19 protein-coding genes are annotated in these 21,419 nt (G+C 64.0%); 14 read left to right on the top strand and 5 right to left on the bottom strand.

Annotated elements, in window-relative coordinates; genetic code table 11:
• Positions 1–67: 67 nt before the first annotated feature.
• Positions 68–508: a hypothetical protein gene (locus ABIC76_RS21800; RefSeq protein ID WP_354535214.1), complete on the bottom strand. Its 441-nt coding sequence runs from the start codon at positions 506–508 to the stop codon at positions 68–70.
• A gap of 185 nt (positions 509–693) precedes the next feature.
• Positions 694–3,027, bottom strand: coding sequence for a Tex family protein (locus ABIC76_RS21795; RefSeq protein ID WP_354535213.1), 2,334 nt, complete (start codon positions 3,025–3,027; stop codon positions 694–696).
• Positions 3,028–3,137: 110 nt separating this feature from the next.
• Between ABIC76_RS21795 and ABIC76_RS21790 the strand changes: the two genes are divergently transcribed.
• The 3 genes from ABIC76_RS21790 to yoaA all read left to right on the top strand — a co-directional run bounded on the left by ABIC76_RS21790 (position 3,138) and on the right by yoaA (position 6,367).
• Positions 3,138–3,902, top strand: a complete 765-nt coding sequence (locus tag ABIC76_RS21790) for a hypothetical protein (protein ID WP_354535212.1) — start codon at positions 3,138–3,140, stop codon at positions 3,900–3,902.
• Between the two features lie 35 nt (positions 3,903–3,937).
• Entirely contained in the window at positions 3,938–4,141 is a 204-nt protein-coding gene (locus tag ABIC76_RS21785) for a DUF465 domain-containing protein (protein WP_027681294.1), read from the top strand.
• Between the two features lie 84 nt (positions 4,142–4,225).
• On the top strand, positions 4,226–6,367 hold the full coding sequence (gene yoaA, locus ABIC76_RS21780; protein WP_354535211.1) for a DNA repair helicase YoaA: 2,142 nt from the start codon (positions 4,226–4,228) through the stop codon (positions 6,365–6,367).
• A gap of 66 nt (positions 6,368–6,433) precedes the next feature.
• Here the strand turns inward: yoaA and ABIC76_RS21775 are convergent, their stop codons facing one another.
• Positions 6,434–7,291, bottom strand: coding sequence for an outer membrane protein assembly factor BamD (locus ABIC76_RS21775; RefSeq protein WP_180815277.1), 858 nt, complete (start codon positions 7,289–7,291; stop codon positions 6,434–6,436).
• Positions 7,292–7,306: 15 nt separating this feature from the next.
• Between ABIC76_RS21775 and ABIC76_RS21770 the strand changes: the two genes are divergently transcribed.
• Positions 7,307–8,419 carry an RluA family pseudouridine synthase gene (locus tag ABIC76_RS21770; RefSeq protein ID WP_354535210.1) on the top strand — a complete coding sequence of 371 codons (1,113 nt, stop codon included), beginning with the start codon at positions 7,307–7,309 and terminating at the stop codon, positions 8,417–8,419.
• Entirely contained in the window at positions 8,403–9,212 is an 810-nt protein-coding gene (gene pgeF, locus ABIC76_RS21765; protein ID WP_027681298.1) for a peptidoglycan editing factor PgeF, read from the top strand. The genes ABIC76_RS21770 and pgeF overlap by 17 nt, the downstream gene beginning before the upstream one ends.
• A 4-nt stretch (positions 9,213–9,216) precedes the next feature.
• On the opposite strand, the gene ABIC76_RS21760 is transcribed toward pgeF, so the two are convergent.
• On the bottom strand, positions 9,217–9,453 hold the full coding sequence (locus ABIC76_RS21760; RefSeq protein ID WP_354535209.1) for a hypothetical protein: 237 nt from the start codon (positions 9,451–9,453) through the stop codon (positions 9,217–9,219).
• 270 nt (positions 9,454–9,723) lie between these two features.
• On the opposite strand from ABIC76_RS21760, the gene phaC reads away from it, so the two are divergent.
• The 9 genes from phaC (at position 9,724) to ABIC76_RS21715 (ending at position 20,463) form a co-directional block, all read left to right on the top strand.
• On the top strand, positions 9,724–11,517 hold the full coding sequence (gene phaC, locus ABIC76_RS21755) for a class I poly(R)-hydroxyalkanoic acid synthase (protein WP_354535208.1): 1,794 nt from the start codon (positions 9,724–9,726) through the stop codon (positions 11,515–11,517).
• 89 nt (positions 11,518–11,606) lie between these two features.
• Complete coding sequence (locus ABIC76_RS21750; RefSeq protein ID WP_009240760.1) at positions 11,607–12,788, top strand: acetyl-CoA C-acetyltransferase; 1,182 nt, start codon at positions 11,607–11,609, stop codon at positions 12,786–12,788.
• A 122-nt stretch (positions 12,789–12,910) separates the two neighbouring features.
• Positions 12,911–13,651 carry a 3-ketoacyl-ACP reductase gene (locus tag ABIC76_RS21745; protein ID WP_004627097.1) on the top strand — a complete coding sequence of 247 codons (741 nt, stop codon included), beginning with the start codon at positions 12,911–12,913 and terminating at the stop codon, positions 13,649–13,651.
• Positions 13,652–14,055: 404 nt separating this feature from the next.
• Entirely contained in the window at positions 14,056–14,610 is a 555-nt protein-coding gene (gene phaR / locus ABIC76_RS21740) for a polyhydroxyalkanoate synthesis repressor PhaR (RefSeq protein ID WP_004627096.1), read from the top strand.
• Between the two features lie 198 nt (positions 14,611–14,808).
• The gene (locus tag ABIC76_RS21735) at positions 14,809–15,789 is read left to right on the top strand and encodes a tRNA dihydrouridine synthase (RefSeq protein WP_354535207.1); all 981 of its coding nucleotides are present in this window, start codon (positions 14,809–14,811) and stop codon (positions 15,787–15,789) included.
• A gap of 66 nt (positions 15,790–15,855) precedes the next feature.
• Complete coding sequence (gene rimO / locus ABIC76_RS21730) at positions 15,856–17,217, top strand: 30S ribosomal protein S12 methylthiotransferase RimO (RefSeq protein ID WP_009240757.1); 1,362 nt, start codon at positions 15,856–15,858, stop codon at positions 17,215–17,217.
• An 87-nt stretch (positions 17,218–17,304) separates the two neighbouring features.
• Entirely contained in the window at positions 17,305–18,489 is a 1,185-nt protein-coding gene (gene bktB / locus ABIC76_RS21725) for a beta-ketothiolase BktB (protein ID WP_027681303.1), read from the top strand.
• Positions 18,464–19,207 (top strand): hypothetical protein, encoded by a 744-nt coding sequence (locus ABIC76_RS21720; protein WP_354535206.1) that lies wholly within the window; start codon positions 18,464–18,466, stop codon positions 19,205–19,207. Before bktB ends, ABIC76_RS21720 begins: the two co-directional genes overlap by 26 nt.
• A gap of 41 nt (positions 19,208–19,248) precedes the next feature.
• Positions 19,249–20,463, top strand: coding sequence for a cystathionine beta-lyase (locus tag ABIC76_RS21715; protein WP_354535205.1), 1,215 nt, complete (start codon positions 19,249–19,251; stop codon positions 20,461–20,463).
• Positions 20,464–20,496: 33 nt separating this feature from the next.
• On the opposite strand, the gene serB is transcribed toward ABIC76_RS21715, so the two are convergent.
• Complete coding sequence (gene serB, locus ABIC76_RS21710) at positions 20,497–21,354, bottom strand: phosphoserine phosphatase SerB (protein ID WP_102067318.1); 858 nt, start codon at positions 21,352–21,354, stop codon at positions 20,497–20,499.
• Positions 21,355–21,419: the final 65 nt, after the last annotated feature.

The following is a 21,419-nucleotide window of genomic DNA, read 5'->3' as shown; positions in this document are numbered from 1 at the left end:
TGCATAGCAAAACGGCCCGTGCGAGAGAGACGCACGGGCCGTTTTGTTTGTTGGGGCGGCGCTGCAATTACATCTTTGCAGCGGCGTGATTGCGCTCGCGGACTTCGGCGTTGCGGGCGTGGATGTCGTGGTTGCGGTCCTTCACGTCGTGCCTCAGGTCTTTGCGATCGTGGTGCAGGTCGCGACGCTCGGCGTTGACTTCATGCTGCTCTTCCGCGCGCTTCTTGTTCCAGTATTCAGCGCCCCCGACGTTGCCATTGGCCAGGTCACGGTTTTCGCGGCGTTGATCGGCGTTGCGGGCGGCGCGGTCGGCATTCAATGCCGCCTTGTCGGCGCCGATGTCCGCGCGATCACGGCGGATATCGCGGTTGTCGTGGCGGATGTCACGGTTGTCCTGGCGAATCTGCTGATTGTCTTGCTGAACTTGCTGGACGGGCGTGGTCTGCGCGAAAGCGGCGGTACCGGCAACAGCAAGCAGGGCGGCAATCAGGGTGTGGCTCGTCTTCATGGCGTTTCTCCTCGTGGGTCCCAGGCGGTGCGCCTGTGTCTCCTTAACGGGCCGAAAAGACGGGTCGACGACGCCTGAGTGTTAGGAAAGATCCATGCGCGTAAGGACTTGTAACGGCCGCAGGCGGCCATAAAAAAACCCGCCGAGTCCGAAAACCGGGCGGGTTCCACTCAACAGAATGCGCGTTAGCGCTTGAGCTTGGCGAAGGCTTCTGCCATGGCGCCGGACGGCTCCGGTGCACGGCGTTGCTGGCCGCCGTGGCGACTGCCGCCGCTGCTCGGCCGGTCGCCGCCGCCGGTGCGCGGGGCCGCCTGACCGGGCTCGTCCGACAGGCGCATCGTCAGGCCGATGCGGTTGCGCTTCACGTCCACCTCCATCACCTTGACCTTGACGATCTGGCCGGGCTTGACCACCTCGTGCGGGTCACGCACGAACTTGGTCGACAGCGCCGACACGTGTACCAGGCCATCCTGATGCACGCCGATGTCGATGAAGGCGCCAAACGCCGCCACGTTCGTCACCACACCTTCGAGCACCATGCCGGGCTGCAGGTCCTTGATGTCTTCCACGCCGTCCTGGAACGTCGCCGTCTTGAACTCGGGGCGCGGGTCGCGGCCGGGCTTTTCCAATTCAGACAGGATGTCGACCACGGTCGGCAGGCCGAACTTCTCGTCGGTGAAGTCACGGGCGGTCAGGCCGCGCAGTGCCTCGCGGTTGCCGAGCACGTCGCCGATGCCTTTCTTGATGCTGTCCAGGATGCGCTTGACGACCGGATACGCTTCCGGGTGCACGGAGGAGCGGTCGAGCGGATTGTCGCCGTCATTGATGCGCAGGAAACCGGCGGCCTGCTCGAACGTCTTGTCGCCCAGGCGCGGCACTTTCTTGAGCGCGTCGCGGTTGGGGAACGCGCCGTTCGCATCGCGGTATTCGACGATGTTCTTGGCGAGGATCGAGTTCAGCCCCGACACACGCGCCAGCAGCGGGGCAGAGGCCGTGTTGACATCCACGCCGACCGCGTTGACGCAATCCTCGACGATGGCGTCCAGTGCGCGGGCCAGCTCCCGCTGGTTCACGTCATGCTGATACTGACCGACACCGATCGACTTCGGATCGATCTTCACGAGTTCGGCCAGCGGGTCTTGCAGGCGTCGCGCGATCGACACCGCGCCGCGCAGCGACACATCCAGCTCGGGGAATTCCTTGGCCGCCAGCTCTGACGCCGAATACACCGACGCGCCGGCCTCGCTCACCACGATCTTGGTCAGCTTCAGCTCCGGCGCGTTGCGCATCAGGTCTTGCACCAACTTGTCGGTCTCGCGGCTGGCTGTGCCGTTGCCGATGGAAACCAGTGCCACGCCGTGCTGCTTCGCGAGCCGGGCGAGCGTTGCCAGCGAGCCGTTCCAATCCCGGCGCGGCTCGTGCGGATAAATGGTGGCCGTTTCCAGCAGCTTGCCGGTGTGGTCGACCACGGCCACCTTGCAACCCGTGCGGATGCCCGGATCGATGCCCATCACGGCCTTCGGGCCAGCCGGCGCGGCCAGCAGCAGGTCGTGCAGATTGCGGCCGAAGATCTTGATGGCCTCAGCTTCTGCCGACTCGCGCAGTTGCGTGAGCAGCTCGGTCTCGATATGCGGCTGCACCTTCACGCGCCAGCACCAGCGGCACACGTCCGACAGCCACTTGTCAGCCGCGCGGCCCTTGTTTTCGATGCCGACATGGCGCGCGATCATGATTTCGCACGGGTGCGGGTTCAGCGCGTCCTGTTCTTCGCCCAGACCGAGTTTGACGAACAGCACGCCCGCGTTGCGGCCGCGGAACAGCGCCAGCGCGCGGTGCGACGGCACGTTGCGGATGGGCTCGCTGTACGCGTAGTAATCGCGGAATTTCTCTTCTTCGGCGGTCTCCTTGCCTTCCACCACGGTCGACGAAACCTGGCCTTGATTCCACAGGTGGTCGCGCACCTTGCCCAGCAGCTCGGCCGTCTCGCCAAATTGTTCGGAGAGGATGTCGCGCGCGCCGTCCAGCGCGGCCTTCACGTCCGGTACGCCGCCGTCGGCGGTCGGGCTGCCGTTGACGAACTTGGCAGCTTCGGTTTGCGGATCAAGCGTTGGGTCAGCCAGCAGCGCCTGGGCCAGCGGCTCCAGGCCGCATTCGCGGGCGATCTGGGCGCGCGTGCGGCGCTTGGGCTTGTAGGGCAGGTAGAGGTCTTCCAGCACCTGCTTGGTCTCGGCCGCCTCGATGGCGGTGCGCAGGGCGTCCGTCAGCTTGCCTTGCTCTTGAATGGAGGCGAGGATGGCCGCGCGGCGATCTTCCAGTTCGCGCAGGTACAGCAAGCGCTCTTCCAGGTTGCGCAGTTGCGTGTCGTCCAGGTTGTCCGTCACTTCCTTGCGGTACCGCGCGATGAACGGCACGGTGGCGCCTTCGTCCAGCAGTTGGACGGCGGCGGCAACCTGCTGCGGCCGGACCGCCAGTTCAGTGGCGATGCGGGAGACGATCTTCTGCAACACGGAATCAGTCATTGCTTCCAGAGAGTGCGATGGAAAGCCGCGCATTTTGCCACAACGCGAACCCTGTTCCTGAGCGTAAATCCGTGGCCGCGCGGCGTTTGCCGCACAGGCGCGGTGATAAAATGCGCGTTATGCCTACGCCCCTGTTTTCTGCCCGTCGCCGCGCTGCTGCGCGCCGCGCCTCCCAGCTGGTTCTGCCGGCGTCCGTGCTTAGTGTTGCGCTGCTTGCCACGCCTGCATGGAGCCAGTCCCAGCCAGCCGCTGCGCCGGCTGCCGCCGTGCCCGCTACATCGCCCGACTTTGGCGCCGAGCACGATCGCATCAACAGCGCCAAAGCGTGGGCCGAATACCGGTACGCCGAGGCCGAACGCGCTTGCTACGACAAATTCCTCGTCACGCGCTGCATCGACAAGGCCAAGGATGTGCGCCGCACGGAACTGCACACCATCCGAGAGCGCGAGCTTGCGCTGGACGAAGCCGAGCGTGCCGACCGCGCTGCCCGCCGCGACCAGGAGCGCGCCATCCGCGATGCGCAGTACAACGCCGAACGCCCGCAGCGCGAAGCCGCCGAGCAAAAAAATCGCTCCGATTTTGACAACAAGCAGGAGCAGCAGCGCCTGAATGAAGCGCAGCGCCAGGCCGAAGCGCCGCAGCGCGCCGCCAATGCGCAAGCTGCGGCCAAGAAGCAGGCGGATTACGACGCCAAGCTGAAGGCCGCGCAGGAGCAAGGTGCTGCAAACGCCGCCAAGCGTGCCGAAAGCGCGAAGCAGTTCCAGGAAAAGCAGCAAGACGCCGTGAAGCGCCAGAAAGAACTGGAAGAGCGCCGCGAACAAACCAAGCGCCGCAACGAGCAAAACCAGAACAACACCAGTCCGCTGGGGTTCTAAACTTCAGCCAAGGCCGGGTTTCCGGGAGGAAAGCGATGGACAGCGATCTGAATACGATCTCGCGTCGCATCATTGAGTTGCAGATCGAGCACCGCGATCTCGATTTTCTGATCGACCGGCTGGCGGCTACAGCCGATCACGACGAGTTGCAGCTGCGCCGTCTCAAGAAACGTCGCCTGAAACTCAAGGACACCATCACCCTGCTACAGTTGCAGCTTGAGCCGGACGTGCCGGCCTAGCGCCTGCCTAAAGTTGGTTCGATTTTCATCCTGAGAGGCCGCAATCACGTGCGGCCTCCGTCATTTGATCCCACGGATTCCGCGTTGACTTCGCTTTCCCCGCTGGCCGAGCCGTCGGCCGACTCCGACGCCGATGCCGGCGACGCTTCGGCTCCCGCCGCTTCGGTACCTGCCGATGCCCATCATGCCGAGCTGGCGACGCTATTCGCCGACGACGGCACGCTGGCCAAAGGTATCGATGGTTACCGGCCCCGCAGTGCGCAGCTGACCATGGCGCAGGCCGTCGCCAACGCCATCGAAGCCGCCGATTCGATCATCGTCGAGGCCGGGACCGGCACGGGCAAAACGTACGCCTACCTTGTTCCCGCGATGCTGTGGGGCGGCAAGGTCATCGTCTCCACCGGGACGAAGAACCTGCAGGATCAGCTTTTCCTGCGCGACATCCCGACGGTGCGCAAGGCGCTGAATGCGCCGGTGTCGGTGGCACTGCTCAAGGGGCGCGCCAATTACGTCTGTCATTACCACGTCGAGCGTACGTCGCAGAACGGGCGTCTCTCTTCGCGGCAAGACGCCGCATGGCTGCGCCAGATCAACCTGTTCCTGAAGACGACGAAAACGGGCGACAAGGCGGAACTTGCCAGCGTCCCCGAGAACGCGCCGGTGTGGAATTTGGTGACGTCCACGCGCGATAACTGCCTCGGTTCGGACTGCGCGTACTACAAAGACTGCTTCGTGATGCGCGCCCGCAAGGAGGCGCAGCAGGCCGACGTGGTCGTGGTCAACCATCACCTGTTCTTCGCGGACGTGATGTTGAAGGACACCGGCATGGCGGAGTTGCTGCCCGCCGCCAACACGATCATCTTTGACGAAGCGCACCAGCTGCCAGAAACCGCCACGTTGTTCTTTGGCGAGACCATCTCGACGAACCAGATTCTCGAACTCGCGCGCGACAGCGTGGCAGAAGGCCTTTCGCACGCACGGGATGCGGTGGACTGGGTCGCGATTGCCGCGCCGCTGGAGCGTGCCGCGCGTGATCTGCGCCTGGTTTTCCGCCAGGACGGCTCCCGCCTGTCGATCAAGCAGATCGACAACGATGCGGCGCTCGCCAAGCCGTTCTACGAAGTGCTGCCCAAGCTGGAGCAGGCGCTCTCCGACTTTACCGGCGCGCTGGAAGCCCAGGCTGAACGCGCCGAGACCATCGAGCAATGCCATCGCCGTGCGGTGGCGCTGTGCGAGAAGCTTGAAGCGTGGGCCGATCCCAAACCGCCCAAGGCGCCAAAGAAGGAAGGGGATGACGCAGGCGCGGACAGCGAGAGTGCGGCCCCCGTTGACGAGCGTGTGCGGTGGGTCGAGGTATTCGCCAATTCCGTGCAGTTGCACCTGACGCCGTTGTCGATCGCGCCGATCTTTTCGCGCCAGCGTGCCGGCCAGCCGCGCGCGTGGGTCTTCACGTCCGCGACGCTGTCGGTGCGCGGCAACTTCACGCACTACGCTGCGCAATTGGGCCTGGACCGTGATCGCTCCATGACGCTCGACAGCCCGTTCGACTACGCCTCGCAAGGCTTGCTGTATGTGCCGCGCGATCTGCCGCAGCCGAGCGATCCGCGCTTTACCGATGCGGTGCTCGACGCCACCTTGCCGCTGATTGAAGCGGCGGGCGGCAAGACGTTCCTGCTTTGCACAACGCTGCGCGCGGTGAATCGCGCCGCCGAGCGATTGTCGGATGAATTCGCCCAACGCGGTTGGGATTTCCCGCTGCTCGTGCAGGGCCAGGCCAGCCGTACGGAATTGCTGGACCGCTTCCGGGCGCTGGGCAACGCCGTGCTGATCGGTAGCCAGAGCTTCTGGGAGGGCGTGGATGTACGCGGCGAGGCGCTCTCGCTGGTCGTGATCGACAAATTGCCGTTTGCCCCGCCCGATGATCCGGTGCTGAGCGCCCGCATGGAGGCGCTTGAAAAGAAGGGGCTGAGCCCGTTTGCCGTACACCAATTGCCGCATGCAGTCATCACGCTCAAGCAGGGCGCAGGGCGGTTGATTCGCTCGGAGACCGATCGCGGTGTGCTGATGATCTGCGACCCGCGGCTGGTTGAGAAAAACTACGGTCGCCAGATCTGGCAGAGCCTGCCGCCGTTCAAGCGTACGCGTGAGGCCGAGACGGCTGCCGATTTTCTGCGTTCGTTGCGGCCAGATTCGGAAGAGGCGCCTGCCGGCGGGTCTGAAGACTGATCTGCGTGCACAAACAAAAAGCCCGGCCAATCGACCGGGCTTTTTGCTGTGCTGTTCAAGCCTTGCTTACCACCATTGGTACCAGGCTTTGTCTTTCTTGCGCTGGCCGTAGGCGAGGAAATCGCTCTTCGGGTAGTTCTGCTTGATGATGCGTTCGGTGTCGTCGCGCATGTCTTTCATGCCCAGGGCTTCATACGACTTCATCATGATGTACAGCGCTTCTTCCACTGCCGGGGCGCGATCGTAATCCTTGATGGCGTCCTGCGCGCGGTTGACGGCAGCCAGATAGGCGCCGCGGCGATAGTAGTAGCGCGCGGCGCCCACTTCATGCTCGGCCATCGCGTTGACGATGTACTGCATGCGCTGGGTGGCGTCCGGTGTGTACTTGCTGTTCGGGAAACGCGTGATCAGCGTCTTGAACGCATCGTAGGCTGCGCGTGCGGCCTTCGGGTCGCGCTCGCTCAAGTCCTGGTTCGAAAAGCGGCCGAGCCAGCCCAGGTTGTCGTTGAAGTTGATCAGGCCCTTGAGGTAGTAGGCGTAATCGACGCTCGGGTGATTCGGGTGCAACTGGATGAAGCGATCCACTGCGGCCAGCGCTGCAGCCGTCTCGCCATCCTTGTAGTTGGCGTAGGCGGTTTCGATCTGGGCTTGTTGAGCGTACTGGCCGAACGGATAGCGGCTTTCGAGCTTTTCGTAGTACTTGACCGCCTTGGCGTAGTCGCCGCCGTCGAGCGAGTCCTTCGCTTCCGAATATAATTTGTTGGCTGACCAGCCAGCCGTTTCGTCTTGCTGTTCCGGCAGGATGCCGCAGGCCGAGATAGCCAGGCATGCCACGCCTGCCACCAACACTGCTCCGATTTGCGCGCGGATTCGATTGCCGACTCGACTAACAATACGCGCCTGCTTTACGCTCGTGACCGACATGGGCACCTTTTCTGAATGAAAAATCGCATCAAGCATTATAGCCCAAGCCCTGTGTCAGACGACGCACTGGCTGACGTTTCCCTCACTGCCCAGGAGACGGAAGACGCCCTCGACGATGAGGCGCTCGATTTGCTTGCCGCCGGTGCGGCTCCGGCTGCCGAACCGATCATCGTGGAGATCCCCGAAGCCATGCATGGCGAACGCCTGGACAAGGCGCTTGCCAAGCTACTGCCCGACTATTCGCGCAGCCGCCTCCAGCAATGGATTGATGCCGGCGCGGTGCGCGTGCGCGGTGAGGTGGTGCGCCCGCGAGCGGCCATCTCCGGCGGTGACCGCATCGAAGTCGTGCCGCAACGCGCGGCCGACGAAAACGCCTTCGTCGCCGAGCCCATCGACCTGGATGTGGTGTACGAAGACGACACGCTGCTCGTCATCAACAAGCCTGCCGGGCTGGTGGTGCATCCCGCGGCGGGCAACTGGAGCGGCACGGTGCTCAACGGCCTGCTGCACCGCTATCCCGACGCCGTGGAGTTGCCGCGTGCCGGCATCGTCCACCGCCTCGATAAAGACACTTCCGGGCTGATGGTGGTCGCCCGCACGCTGCCTGCGCAGACCGACCTCGTGCGCCAATTGCAGGCACGTACCGTCAAGCGGACGTATCTCGCGCTGGTGTGGGGCGAAACGCCGGAAGAAGCCACGATCGATGCTCCGATCGGCCGGGACCCGCGCGACCGCACGCGCATGGCCATCATCGAGACGGCCAGCGGCAAGCCGGCGCGGACGCATTTCAAGACGCTGGACGTGGTCGACCTCGGGCGCGCCCAGGTGTCGCTGGTGCGCTGCCAGCTTGAGACCGGCCGGACACACCAGATCCGTGTGCACTTTGAGTCGGAGGGGCATCCGTTGCTGGGCGATCCGGTCTATACGCGCAACTTCCGACGTGGCCAGCCGCAGACGATCAAGGCGCCGCTGCCGGTGCCTTTTGCGCGGCAGGCGCTGCACGCGGTACGCCTGGGGTTGGTGCATCCGGCCACGGGCAAATCCGTGCATTGGGAAGCCGGCGTGCCCGACGACTTCGCCGATCTGCTGGAAGCCCTCGACATGGATCCCGATGCCGACATCAACTGATTGGATCGTTCCCGACTGGCCCGCGCATCCGCATGTCAAGGCGCTTGCCACGACGCGGCTTGGTGGCGTCAGCACCGGGCCTTACGGATTGGCTGGTGGCTTGCCCGGTGGTTTGAACCTCGGCCAGCACGTGGGTGACGCCCCCGACGCCGTCGATCAAAACCGCCGCATTCTCCGTGCGGCGCTACCTGCCGAGCCGACGTGGATGGAGCAGGTGCACGGCACCGGCGTGGCCGATCTTGATCAACTCGTCGGTACCTCTGCGCCAGTGGTCGCGGACGCGGCGGTGGCGTCCTGGCGGGATCGCGTCTGCGTGGTCATGACGGCCGATTGCCTGCCGGTCTTGCTGAGCGACGCCCGAGGCGTCACCGTGGGTGCGGCGCATGCGGGTTGGCGCGGTCTATGCGGCGGCGTGATCGAACGCACGCTGGAAGCCATGATGCAGCGGTTGCGCGCCAGCGGCCAGGAAGCCGATCCGACGTGGCTGGCGTGGCTTGGGCCAGCCATCGGGCCCTCGTGTTTTGAGGTAGGTGCAGAAGTGCGCCAGGCCTTTATCGACGCCGCGCAGCCCGACGAACTGCCCGCCACCGAGGCGGCCTTCGTGGAAGGCGCTTCCACCGGCAAGTTCTTCGCCGATCTGTATGCGCTGGCCCGACTGCGGCTGGCCCGCGTGGGCTGTACCGACGTGTACGGCGGTGGCCTGTGCACGATGACGGACGCTGAACGCTTCTATTCGTACCGCCGCGAGCGCACCACGGGCCGCATGGCCACGCTGATCTGGCGCGCTGAGTGACCGTTCAGGCGGTGCCGTCGCCCGTGTCGTTGCTCAGCGTGGGGTTGGTGTCTGCCTTGTGCTGGGCGGCTTCCCGGGCTTTCCGGCGCCGCCTGCGTGCCGGGGTGCCGACAATCCACAGGAAGAGTGATAGCGGCGCAACGCCGTAGAAGACAAATGTGCCGATGCCGGCAATCCAAGATTGCTCAGTCAAGGACATCATCAGCACGACGTAGAGCCAGGCGATGGCGACGATATACATGGGAGACAGCGATGCCCGGCGTTTGCGCAATGTGGCAGTCTCGCATGAAATGACGCAGATTGGACCAGAGCCCCGGCACCGCGCTTAGCCATTCGGTCGGCTCCGCTTTCGTCGAATGCGGCAAAACCCGCGCGGGGCCGGCGTTTCCATGCGATCCTCAGGTAACTCCGATTGACAGCCTTGAAACGGCAAGGCAACAATGCCCCGCAATACTACGAGTTGCGCCGCCGTTCCAACCGGAGCGACGCATATCGTCGGATCGAGGGCACTATGGCATCGCGTCAATCGACATCATCCAAAGCATCTAGCGCCCGCACTCAAGCCCCCTGGCAGGGCTTGTCGGACCCTACGCAGTGGGCCGAGCAGTTCAAGCAATGGCAAGCCTTTGCGGGTGGCTTCGCGCAACCCGGCACAGCGGCGCCGGGCCTTGGTCAATTCAACGGCGGGGCGACGGGCGATGGCACGGCGCCTTTCGCGCTGATTCCGCCCGACCGGCTGGCTGAAATCCAGCAGAAATATCTTGAGGAATGGCTCCAGATCTGGCGCCACATGAGCACGGGCGAAAGCGCCGAGGCCGTGGCGCCGTCTGATCGGCGTTTCTCGAACGATGCCTGGCGCAAGAGCCCGCTCTATGGCTACGCCGCCGCCTTCTACGTGCTGAACGCCCGCACGTTGATGGAAATGGCCGACGCCGTGCAGGCCGATGCCAAGACCCGCGAGCGCGTGCGTTTCGCTGTGTCGCAATGGACGGCCGCCATGTCGCCGTCCAACTTCCTGGCGACCAATCCGGAAGCGCAGAAGCAACTGATTGAATCGCGCGGCGAATCCCTGCGCACCGGCATCCTGAACATGCTGCAGGACATGGAGCGCGGCAAGATCTCGCAGACGGACGAGACGGCGTTCGAGATCGGGCGCAATGTCGCCAACAGCGAGGGCGCCGTCGTCTTCGAGAACGACTACTTCCAGCTCATCCAATACAAGCCGCTGACGGCCAAGGTGCATGCGCGCCCGCTGCTGCTGGTGCCGCCTTGCATCAATAAGTACTACATCCTCGATCTGCAGCCGGCCAATTCGCTCGTGCGCTACGCGGTCGAGCAGGGCAATACCGTGTTCCTGGTGTCGTGGCGTAATCCAGATGCGAGCATGGCGTCCCGCACGTGGGATGACTACATCGAAGGCGGCGCGATCGAGGCCATTCGTGTCGCGCGCGAGATCTCCGCGCAGGATCAGATCAACGTGCTGGGCTTTTGCGTGGGCGGAACGATCCTCTCGACGGCGTTGGCCGTGCTGGCGGAGCGCGGCCAGCATCCGGCCGCAAGCCTGACCCTGCTGACCACGCTGCTCGACTTTACGGACACGGGCATTCTCGACGTCTTTGTCGATCAGGCCCAGGTGGAAATGCGTGAGCAGACGATCGGCCCGAATGCGCCGACCGGCCCGGGCCTGCTGCGTGGCGTGGAACTGGCAAACACGTTCTCGTTCCTGCGCCCGAACGATCTCGTCTGGAACTACGTTGTCGAGAACTATCTGAAAGGCAAGACGCCCGCGCCGTTCGACCTGCTGTACTGGAATGGCGATTCCACCAATCTGCCGGGCCCGTGGTACTGCTGGTACCTGCGTCATACGTATCTGCAGAACGACCTCAAGACGCCGGGCAAGCTGAAGGTGAACGGCACGCCGGTGGATCTCGGCAAGATCGATGCGCCGGTCTACATCTACGGTTCGCGTGAAGACCACATCGTCCCGTGGAAGTCGGCCTATGGTTCGGTGCCGCTGCTCAAGGGCAAACGGCGCTTCGTGTTGGGCGCCTCTGGCCATATCGCGGGCGTGATCAACCCGCCTGCGGCCAACAAGCGCTCGCACTGGATCAACGCCAAGCTGCCTGACTCCGCCGATGCGTGGTTCGAGGGTGCGAACGAGCATCCGGGCAGCTGGTGGCCGGATTGGTCGACTTGGCTCGCATCCCACGCCGGTGCGCAGAAAGCTGCACCCAAGGGCTACGGCAATGCGGACTACCCGGCCATCGAGCCGGCACCCGGCCGCTACGTCAAACAGAAAGCGTAAGATCGCGCGCATGAACCCCCGTTGCCGTCGCGGCTTCGGCCGCCGACGGTGTCCAACGACCCTCTCTTTCGACAGTGGAAGGTAAGCAAATGACCGATGTTGTGATCGTATCGGCGGTACGCACCGCCGTGGGCAAGTTTGGTGGCTCGTTGGCGAAGATCGCGGCGCCTGAGCTCGGCGCGGCCGTGATCCGCGAAGCGTTGGCACGCGCCAAGGTGGCGCCGGACCAGGTGAGCGAAGTCATCATGGGCCAGGTGCTGACGGCAGGCTCGGGTCAGAACCCGGCGCGCCAGGCCGTCATCAAGGCTGGGCTGCCGAACATGGTGCCGGGCCTGACCATCAACAAGGTGTGCGGCTCCGGCCTGAAGGCCGTGATGCTGGCCGCCAACGCCATCATCGCGGGCGATGCAGAGATCGTCGTGGCTGGCGGTCAGGAAAACATGTCCGCCGCGCCGCACGTCCTGCCGGGCTCGCGCGACGGTTTCCGCATGGGCGACGCCAAGCTGATCGATTCGATGATTGTGGATGGGCTGTGGGACGTCTACAACCAGTACCACATGGGTATCACGGCGGAAAACGTCGCCAAGGAATACGGCATCACGCGTGAAGCGCAGGACGAGTTCGCCGTCGCGTCGCAGAACAAGGCCGAAGCTGCGCAGAAGTCGGGCCGCTTCAACGATGAAATCGTTCCGATCCTGATTCCGCAGCGCAAGGGCGATCCGATTGCCTTCGCGCAGGACGAGTTCGTTCGCCATGGCGCCACGCTCGAATCGATGGCTGGCCTGAAGCCCGCTTTCGACAAGGCCGGCACCGTGACGGCGGCCAACGCCTCGGGCCTGAACGATGGCGCCGCCGCTGTCGTCGTGATGTCCGCCGCCAAGGCCAAGGAACTGGGCCTGACGCCGCTGGCTACGATCCGTGCTTACGCCAGTGCTGGCCTGGACCCGAAGGTCATGGGCATGGGGCCGGTGCCGGCATCCAAGCGCTGCCTGTCGCGCGCCGGCTGGTCGGTGGGCGACCTCGACCTGATGGAGATCAACGAGGCATTTGCTGCGCAGGCGCTGGCAGTGCATCAGCAGATGGGCTGGGATACGTCGAAGATCAACGTCAACGGCGGTGCGATTGCAATCGGTCACCCGATCGGCGCGTCCGGCTGCCGCATCCTGGTCACGCTACTGCACGAAATGCAGAAGCGCGATGCGAAGAAGGGCCTGGCTTCGCTGTGCATCGGCGGAGGCATGGGCGTGGCGCTGGCCGTTGAGCGTCCGTAAGTTTTTTGCAGTGAGATTGGCGTGAGGCGGAACGAATGCCGCACACGCCAATCGGAGACACCTGAGCATCTGCTGCCCGGCAAGAGGCCGGGCGGTTCTAACAACAAGGACTAGGAGTGGACATGACCAAACGCATCGCATACGTCACCGGTGGCATGGGCGGTATCGGAACGGCGATTTGCCAGCGCTTGGCGCGCGACGGCTTCACCGTTGTCGCAGGCTGCGGCCCGAACTCGCCGCGCAAGGCGAAGTGGCTGGAACAACAGAAGGCGCTTGGTTTCGATTTCGTGCCGTCCGAAGGCAACGTCGGCGATTGGGAGTCGACCAAGGCCGCGTTCGACAAGGTCAAGGCCGAAGTGGGCGAGGTCGATGTCCTGATCAACAACGCCGGCATCACGCGCGACGTGGTGTTCCGCAAGATGACCCGCGCCGACTGGGATGCGGTGATCGATACCAACCTGACGTCGCTGTTCAACGTGACCAAGCAGGTCATTGACGGCATGGCGGATCGCGGCTGGGGCCGAATCATCAACATCTCGTCGGTGAACGGCCAGAAGGGTCAGTTTGGACAGACCAACTATTCGACCGCCAAGGCTGGTTTGCATGGCTTCACGATGGCGCTGGCGCAGGAAGTCGCGACCAAGGGCGTGACGGTCAACACGGTGTCGCCGGGCTATATCGCGACCGACATGGTGAAAGCGATTCGTCAGGATGTGCTCGACAAGATCATCGGCACGATCCCGGTCAAGCGCTTGGGCGAACCGACCGAGATCGCCTCGATCTGCGCGTGGCTGGCCTCTGAAGAATCCGGCTTCTCCACCGGCGCGGACTTCTCCCTCAACGGCGGCCTGCACATGGGCTGACGCTCCACGCCCATGCTGCGGCAATGCTGCAGCATGGGCGCAGCATTTATTCCCCTGAGTTACGTGCATGCTGCGATGCTCGATTGCATTGCAGCAGGCTTCTCGCGTCTGCTTCGGACGGCTGTTCGAGTGCGTGACCCGCATCAGAATGCTGCGGGTTTTTACCGGGGGAGGTCGCCTTTTCTTTGCAGGGCGATCCGCATAGAATCCAACCACGGAGGCGCTCCGCAGGGAGACACGGGGCGTCCGATCATAACCGGATGCATCTGCGCTGCTCTTGAATCCAGCAGTCGCGCGCAGATCGGAACAGCCGGGCAACCGCGTATTTTGCTGCATCGCTCGGTGCAGTCATTTCGCACTGCATCGACTGCACCGCAGCAGCATCGCCAACACGGAAAGGCACGATGGCCACCAGCAAGAAGGGCACCGAACGGCTGATCAAGAAATATCCCAACCGCCGACTCTACGATACCCAGACCAGCACATACATCACGCTGGCAGACGTCAAGCAGCTCGTCATGGAAACCGAAGAGTTTCGCGTCGTCGATGCGAAATCCGGTGAAGACCTGACCCGCAGCATCCTGCTGCAGATCATCCTGGAAGAGGAAACCGGCGGTGTGCCGATGTTCTCGGGCGCGATGCTCGCGCAGATCATCCGTTTCTACGGCAACGCAATGCAGGGCATGATGGGCACGTATCTGGAGAAGAATATCCAGGCGTTTGTCGACATCCAGAGCAAGCTGGCCGAGAACTCGAAGGATCTGTACAGCGGCAACACCTTCAATCCCGATATGTGGTCGCAGTTCATGAACATGCAGGGGCCGATGATGCAAGGCATGATGAGCAACTACATCGAGCAGAGCAAAAACCTGTTCGTGCAGATGCAGGAGCAGATGCAGAGCCAGGCCAAGAACATGTTCGGGACCTTCCCGTTCAACCAGCCGCCCGAAAAGAAGTAAGTTCAGCGGGCTGACAAAACAAGGCGAATCGCTTGGCGGTTCGCCTTTTTTGTTGGGCGCACGCCGGAGAGGGCGGCAAGGTAAAATACCGGTCCTTCAGGTGAGGTGTACGCCTCTCCGACGATCACGATCCCGCCCCGGTTTCCCCATGTTTGATGTCCGTCCCTGGCCTGCGTGCCGGCTGTCTTCCGTTTTGCCATGAGCCGGCTTTTGCTCGCCCCGATGGAGGGCGTTGCCGATTACGTCATGCGCGACGTGCTGACCCAAGCTGGCGGCTACGACGGATGCGTCTCGGAGTTCGTCCGCGTGACGGGCTCGTTGCTTCCGGCGCGCACGTATGAACGTGAGACGCCCGAGATTCGCAACGGTGGCTACACCGCCAGCGGCACGCCGATGACCATCCAGCTCCTCGGCAGCGATCCGGAATGGCTGGCCCGCAATGCGGCATACGCGGCAACCCTCACGCCGCATGGCATCGACCTCAATTTCGGTTGCCCCGCCAAAGTCGTGAACCGCCACGGCGGCGGCGCCATGCTGCTCGCCACGCCGGAAGTGCTGCACGACATCGTGCATGCCGTGCGGGCCGCGGTGCCGGCCAATATCTCGGTGACGGCCAAGATGCGGCTGGGCGTTTCCGATACGTCCCGCGCGATTGACTGTGCGACGGCGCTGGCGGAAGGTGGTGCGGAATCGCTCGTCGTGCATGCCCGCACGCGTGACCACGGCTACCGTCCGCCCGCCCATTGGGACTGGATCGCACGCATTGCCGACGCCGTGAGCATTCCCGTCACCGCCAACGGCGAAGTCTGGACCGTGGCCGACTGGGAGCGCTGCCGCGCCGTCAGTGGCTGTAGTGATGTGATGATCGGCCGTGGCGCCGTGTCCGACCCATTCCTGGCCCAGCGTATCCGCGGGCAGATGGACGAGACGCCGTCCACGGCGGAATGGCCGATCGTGCTCGGCTATCTCGCCGATTACCTGAAGAAGCTGCATGCGCGCATCTCGGCCAAGCACGAGCATGGCCGCGTCAAGCTGTGGCTGAGCTATCTGAAGCGGACGTGGCCCCAGGCTGCGGAGCTGCACGATGCCATTCGCAGGCTGCAGGACGCGCTGGAAATCGAGCGCGTGATTGAACAGATGCAGCTTCGGCTTGGTCGCCCCGGCGCGGCGAACGGTTAAAATACGCAACCGCGCGGCACATTTCACGTGCGCAGCGCAACTCCTCTCCCACATCAGGTTGTTCCCATGTCCGACGTCAGTACCCAGAGCCCCAAGGTGGGGTTCGTCAGTCTCGGTTGTCCCAAGGCCTTGGTCGATTCCGAGCAGATCATCACCCAACTGCGCGCGGAGGGGTATGAGATTTCCGGCACATACGGCGGGGCGGACCTGGTGGTCGTGAACACCTGCGGCTTCATCGACGAGGCCGTGCAGGAAAGCCTGGATGCGATTGGCGAGGCGCTGGCCGAGAACGGCAAGGTGATCGTGACCGGCTGCCTGGGGGCCAAGAAGGACGCCGCCGGTCAGGACATCATCACCAGCGTGCATCCGAAGGTGCTGGCTGTGACGGGCCCCCATGCGCTGGGCGAGGTGATGGAAGCGGTGCACACGCACCTGCCGAAGCCGCATGACCCGTTCATCGATCTGGTGCCGCCGCAGGGCATCAAGCTCACGCCCAAGCACTACGCGTATCTGAAAATTTCGGAAGGCTGCAACCACCGTTGCAGCTTCTGCATCATCCCGTCGATGCGCGGTGACCTTGTCTCGCGCCCGGTGGCCGAAGTGATGCTGGAAGCGGAAAACCTGCTGAAGGCCGGCGTTAAGGAGCTGCTCGTCATCTCGCAGGACACCAGCGCCTACGGCGTCGACGTCAAATTCCGCATGGGCTTCTGGAACGGCCGCCCGCTGAAGACGCGCATGACCGAGCTGGTTGGCGCGCTCGGCGAGTTGGCGTCGCAGTACGGCGCCTGGGTGCGCCTCCATTACGTCTACCCGTACCCGAGCGTGGATGAGGTGATGCCGCTGATGGCCGAGGGCAAGGTCCTGCCGTATCTGGACGTGCCGTTGCAGCACGCCCACCCCGACGTGCTCAAGCGCATGAAGCGCCCGGCCAACGCCGAGAAGACGCTGGATCGCATCCGCGCCTGGCGCGAGGTGTGCCCGGAGCTGACCATCCGCAGCACATTCATCGCCGGCTTCCCCGGTGAAACGGAAGAAGAGTTCCAGACGCTGCTCGACTTCATCGCCGAAGCCGAGCTGGACCGCGTGGGCTGCTTTGCCTATTCGCCGGTCGAGGGCGCCACCGCCAACGACCTGCCGGGCGCATTGCCCGACGAGGTGCGCGAGGAGCGCCGCGCGCGCTTCATGGAAGTCGCCGAGCGCGTGTCTGCGCGCCGTCTGCAGCGCAAGGTGGGCAAGTCGCTGCGCGTGCTCGTGGATGAGGTGAACCAGGACGGTGGCATCGGCCGTTCATCGGCGGATGCCCCGGAGATTGACGGCCTGGTCTATATCGCGCCGCCGTCGAAGCCTTACAAGCGCTACAAGGCGGGCGATTTCGTGTCGGTCAAGATTACCGGCGCGGACGGCCACGACCTGTGGGGCGAGGTCTGACCCACTTAGGTAGTCGTACCTAAATTTTGCGAACGGTCGTGCGTTTATACTGGCCGCCATCCAATTTCGATGGCTCAGGAGACAGCAATGGCACGTGAAGTGGTAGTGGTCAGCGGCGTTCGTACCGCAATCGGGACGTTTGGCGGCAGCCTGAAGGATGTGGCGCCGTGCGAACTGGGCGCGCTCGTTGTGCGTGAGGCGCTGGCCCGCGCAGGCGTGAAGGGCGAGGAGGTCGGCCACGTGGTGTTTGGCCACGTGATCAACACCGAGCCGCGCGACATGTATCTGTCGCGTGTGGCCGCCGTGAACGGCGGGGTGTCGGCCGAAACGCCTGCATTCAACGTCAACCGCCTGTGCGGCTCGGGCCTGCAGGCCGTGGTGAGCGCAGCGCAAACCGTGCTGTTGGGCGACGCCGATGTCGCCATTGCCGGCGGTGCGGAGAGCATGAGCCGTGCGCCATACCTGGCACCTGCCGCCCGCTGGGGTTCCCGCATGGGCGACGCCAAGATGGTCGACATGATGCTCGGCGCGCTGCACGACCCGTTCCACACCATTCACATGGGCGTCACCGCAGAAAACGTCGCCCGCGAATTCGGCATCAGCCGCGAGCAGCAGGACCAGACCGCGCTGGAATCGCATCAGCGTGCATCGCGTGCCATCCAGGCTGGCTACTTCAAGGATCAGATCGTTCCGGTGACGATCAAGTCGCGCAAGGGCGATATCCAGTTCGATACCGATGAGCATGTCCGCCACGATGCAACCATCGACGACATGACCAAGCTCAAGCCGGTTTTCACGAAAGAAAACGGTACGGTCACGGCAGGCAACGCTTCAGGCCTCAACGATGCAGGCGCGGCGCTGGTGCTGATGGAGCGTTCGGTGGCCGAAAAGCGTGGCCTCAAGCCACTGGCCCGGCTGGTGTCATACGGCCATGCGGGTGTGGATCCGAAGATCATGGGCATCGGCCCGGTGCCGGCGACGCGCAAGGCGCTGGAGCGCGCAGGCCTGTCGGTCAACGATCTGGATGTGATCGAAGCCAACGAGGCGTTTGCCGCCCAGGCGTGCGCCGTGACGAAGGAACTCGGCCTGGACCCGGCCAAGGTCAACCCGAACGGCTCGGGCATCTCGCTCGGCCACCCGATCGGCGCAACGGGTGCGCTTATCACGGTCAAGGCGCTGCACGAGCTACAGCGCATCGGCGGTCGCTACGCGCTGGTGACCATGTGTATTGGTGGAGGACAGGGCATTGCGGCGGTGTTCGAACGCATCTGAACGCATTTTCTCGATTGAACGTCTGATTCGGCCAACCGGCGCGCTGTTTGCGCTGGTGCTGGCCGCAGGCGTGGCGCCGGTGTCTGCGCAGACACCGGCGGCCAACAACGGCTACGACGTGTCGACCGGCAGCACGAACGTGCAGCCCGGCGACCTGGGCCTGAACCGCGCCATTGCCGATGGCGACAAGCGCCGCGCTCAGGCCCGGAAGGGCGACAACGGATTCTCGGCGCAGACCCCGCCGCTCCGTGTGCTGCAACCCCAGCCCGACTACGCAAAATATCCTGTCTATACCGGTGTGATCGGCGACATGCCCATCCGCATGCGTCTTGGCCGCAAGGCCGGTGAAATTGACAGCGTCCATGGCGAATACGTCCCGGGCAATGCGGCGGGCGTGCGCCTGGTGACCGGCGAATATGAAAACGGCGGCTTTCTCATGGAGGAGTCCGATGACGGTACGCACGTCACCGGCACGTGGGAAGGCGCCATCGACGGTCACGGCATTGTGCGTGGCACGTGGACGGACGTCGCCCACGACGGCCATACGCTGCCGTTTGTGCTGCGGCCCGTCGCGGTGGTCGTGATTCCGCCGTACGATGCCGCAGCCAACAGCAATGCGGCGACGCCAGCCACGCCAATGACGCCGCTGGTCCCGGCCGGGCCGGGTCAGATCTCGCCACCCCGCGGCAATCCAACACGATCAAGCGCGCATTGGTAAGCCGCCCCAAATCGCTCATACGCCATCCAACAGGAAACCACGTGACCGACGACACCAAGCTCCCGCCGATGTTTCCCGCAACCCAGGCTGTGCATCCGGACCTGCATATCCCGCCGGGTTTCACGGCGTTCTCGCATGCCACGCATCGTGCATCGACGGTGGTGTTCAAGAATCTCGCCGACATGCGCGCCTTCGGCAGCGGCAGCGTGGTGCACTGGCGCTACGGCCTGCATGCGACGCCCACCTCTGACACGCTGTGCCAGGCACTGGCGCAGATCGAGGGCGGCTCGCACACATTGCTGCTGCCTTCGGGGCTGGCGGCGATTTCGCTGGTGTACTTCTCGCTGATCAAATCCGGCGACGACGTGCTGATTCCGGACAACGCCTACGGCCCGAACCGTGACCACGGCGAGTGGATGGCGCGCCAGTTCGGCATCACCGTGCGCTATTACGACCCGATGATCGGCGCCGGCATTGCCGACCTGATGCGCCACAACACCAAGCTCGTGTGGCTCGAAGCGCCCGGATCCGTCACGATGGAAGTGCCCGACTGCACGGCCATCGCCGAGGTGGCGCGCAACGCCGGAGCCATCACCGCCATCGACAACACCTGGAGCGGCGGCGTGTACTACCAGCCGTTCGAGCACGGCATCGACATCTCCGTGCAGGCGCTGACCAAGTACCAATCAGGCGGCAGCGATGTGCTGATGGGTGCTGCCATCACGAACGACGAAGCGCTGCACCACAAGCTGCTGGCCACGCGGATGCGCATGGGCTGGGGCGTTTCGGCGGACGATTGCTATTTCGTGCTGCGTGGCCTGCCGAGCCTGCCGACGCGCCTGGCCGCCCATGACGCGCACGCCCGCGAAGTGGCCGAATGGCTGGCGGACCGCCCTGAAGTCGTGCGCGTGCTGCACCCGGCGCTGCCCGATTGTCCCGGCCATGAAAACTGGAAGCGCGACTTTACCGGCGCAAGCGGGTTGTTCTCGATCGTGCTGCACGAGCGCTATTCGCAGGCGCAGATCGACGCCTTCATTGAAGGCTTGCGCTACTTTGCGATCGGCTTTTCGTGGGGCGGGGCGCACAGCCTGGCACTGCCGTACAACATCCCGTCGATGCGCACGGCGACCGCTTGGCCGCCGGCCGACTGGGAGAACGCGGGCGGTTTTGTGCGGCTGTATATCGGGCTGGAAGATCCGCGTGATTTGATTGCGGATTTGAAGCAGGCGATGGAGACGCACCTGCGGGCGGCGTAACGCGTTTCCGCAGGTGGAAATTTCCGCAGCGGCTTACTGCTGCGGAAACAGATTCAACAACCCATCCAGGCCGACAACGTTGAACGCCACGTCGGCCTGTGCCTGCACGATGGGCTTGGCGCGGAACGCGACCGACAGGCCCGCCACACCCATCATCTTCAGGTCGTTCGAGCCGTCGCCCATGGCGATGGCGTTATGCGGCGACACGCCCAGTTCCTGGCAGAACGCCTTGAGCGTCTGCGCCTTCACATCCGCGTTGACGATCTCGCCGAGCACGCGGCCGGTCAGTTTGCCATCCACGATTTCCAGCGTGTTGGCGCGCGTGCGATCCAGCCCCAGGCGCTCCTGCAGGCGCGAGGTGAAGAATTCAAAGCCACCCGACACCAGCAGCGTGCGAATGCCCAGTGCCTGCACGGCCTTGAGCATTTTTTCCGCGCCGAGGGAGAGCTGCAGGCGCTCGGCATAGACCCGCTCCAGCACGCTTGCATCCAGGCCTTTGAGCAGTTCGACGCGGCGCGTGAGGCTCTCGTTGAAATCCTTGATTTCGCCGCGCATCGACGCTTCGGTGATGGCGGCCACTTGCGGCTTGAGCCCGCAGAAATCTGCGATTTCGTCGATGCACTCGATGGTGATCAGCGTCGAATCCATGTCCATCGCCAGCACACGGAAATCGCCGAACGTCCATTCGTCGGGAATCCACGCGTAGTCCAGCTTCAGATTGGCGCAGATGGCATCAAGCTGGACGCGCAATTCGCTGGGCAGTTCGTGCACCCATTCGATGGCCGCGACGTTGGGCGCGCGCATCTCATAGGTGGCGCTGCCGAACAGGCTGCGGATGGATTCAATGTCGCCGGTCGACAGCGGCGACAGGCTTTGCAGAATGACGGGCATGGAGTGACAGGAGCGGGGTGCGGCAGTTCGGCGCTGGGGAAGCCCGCTATTGTAGCGAACGCCCC

The sequence above is a fragment of the Ralstonia sp. 1138 genome, assembly GCF_040544795.1.
GTDB lineage: Bacteria > Pseudomonadota > Gammaproteobacteria > Burkholderiales > Burkholderiaceae > Ralstonia > Ralstonia flatus.
Note: the sequence above shows the minus strand (reverse complement) of the source record. Positions and strands in the feature narration are given on the sequence as shown.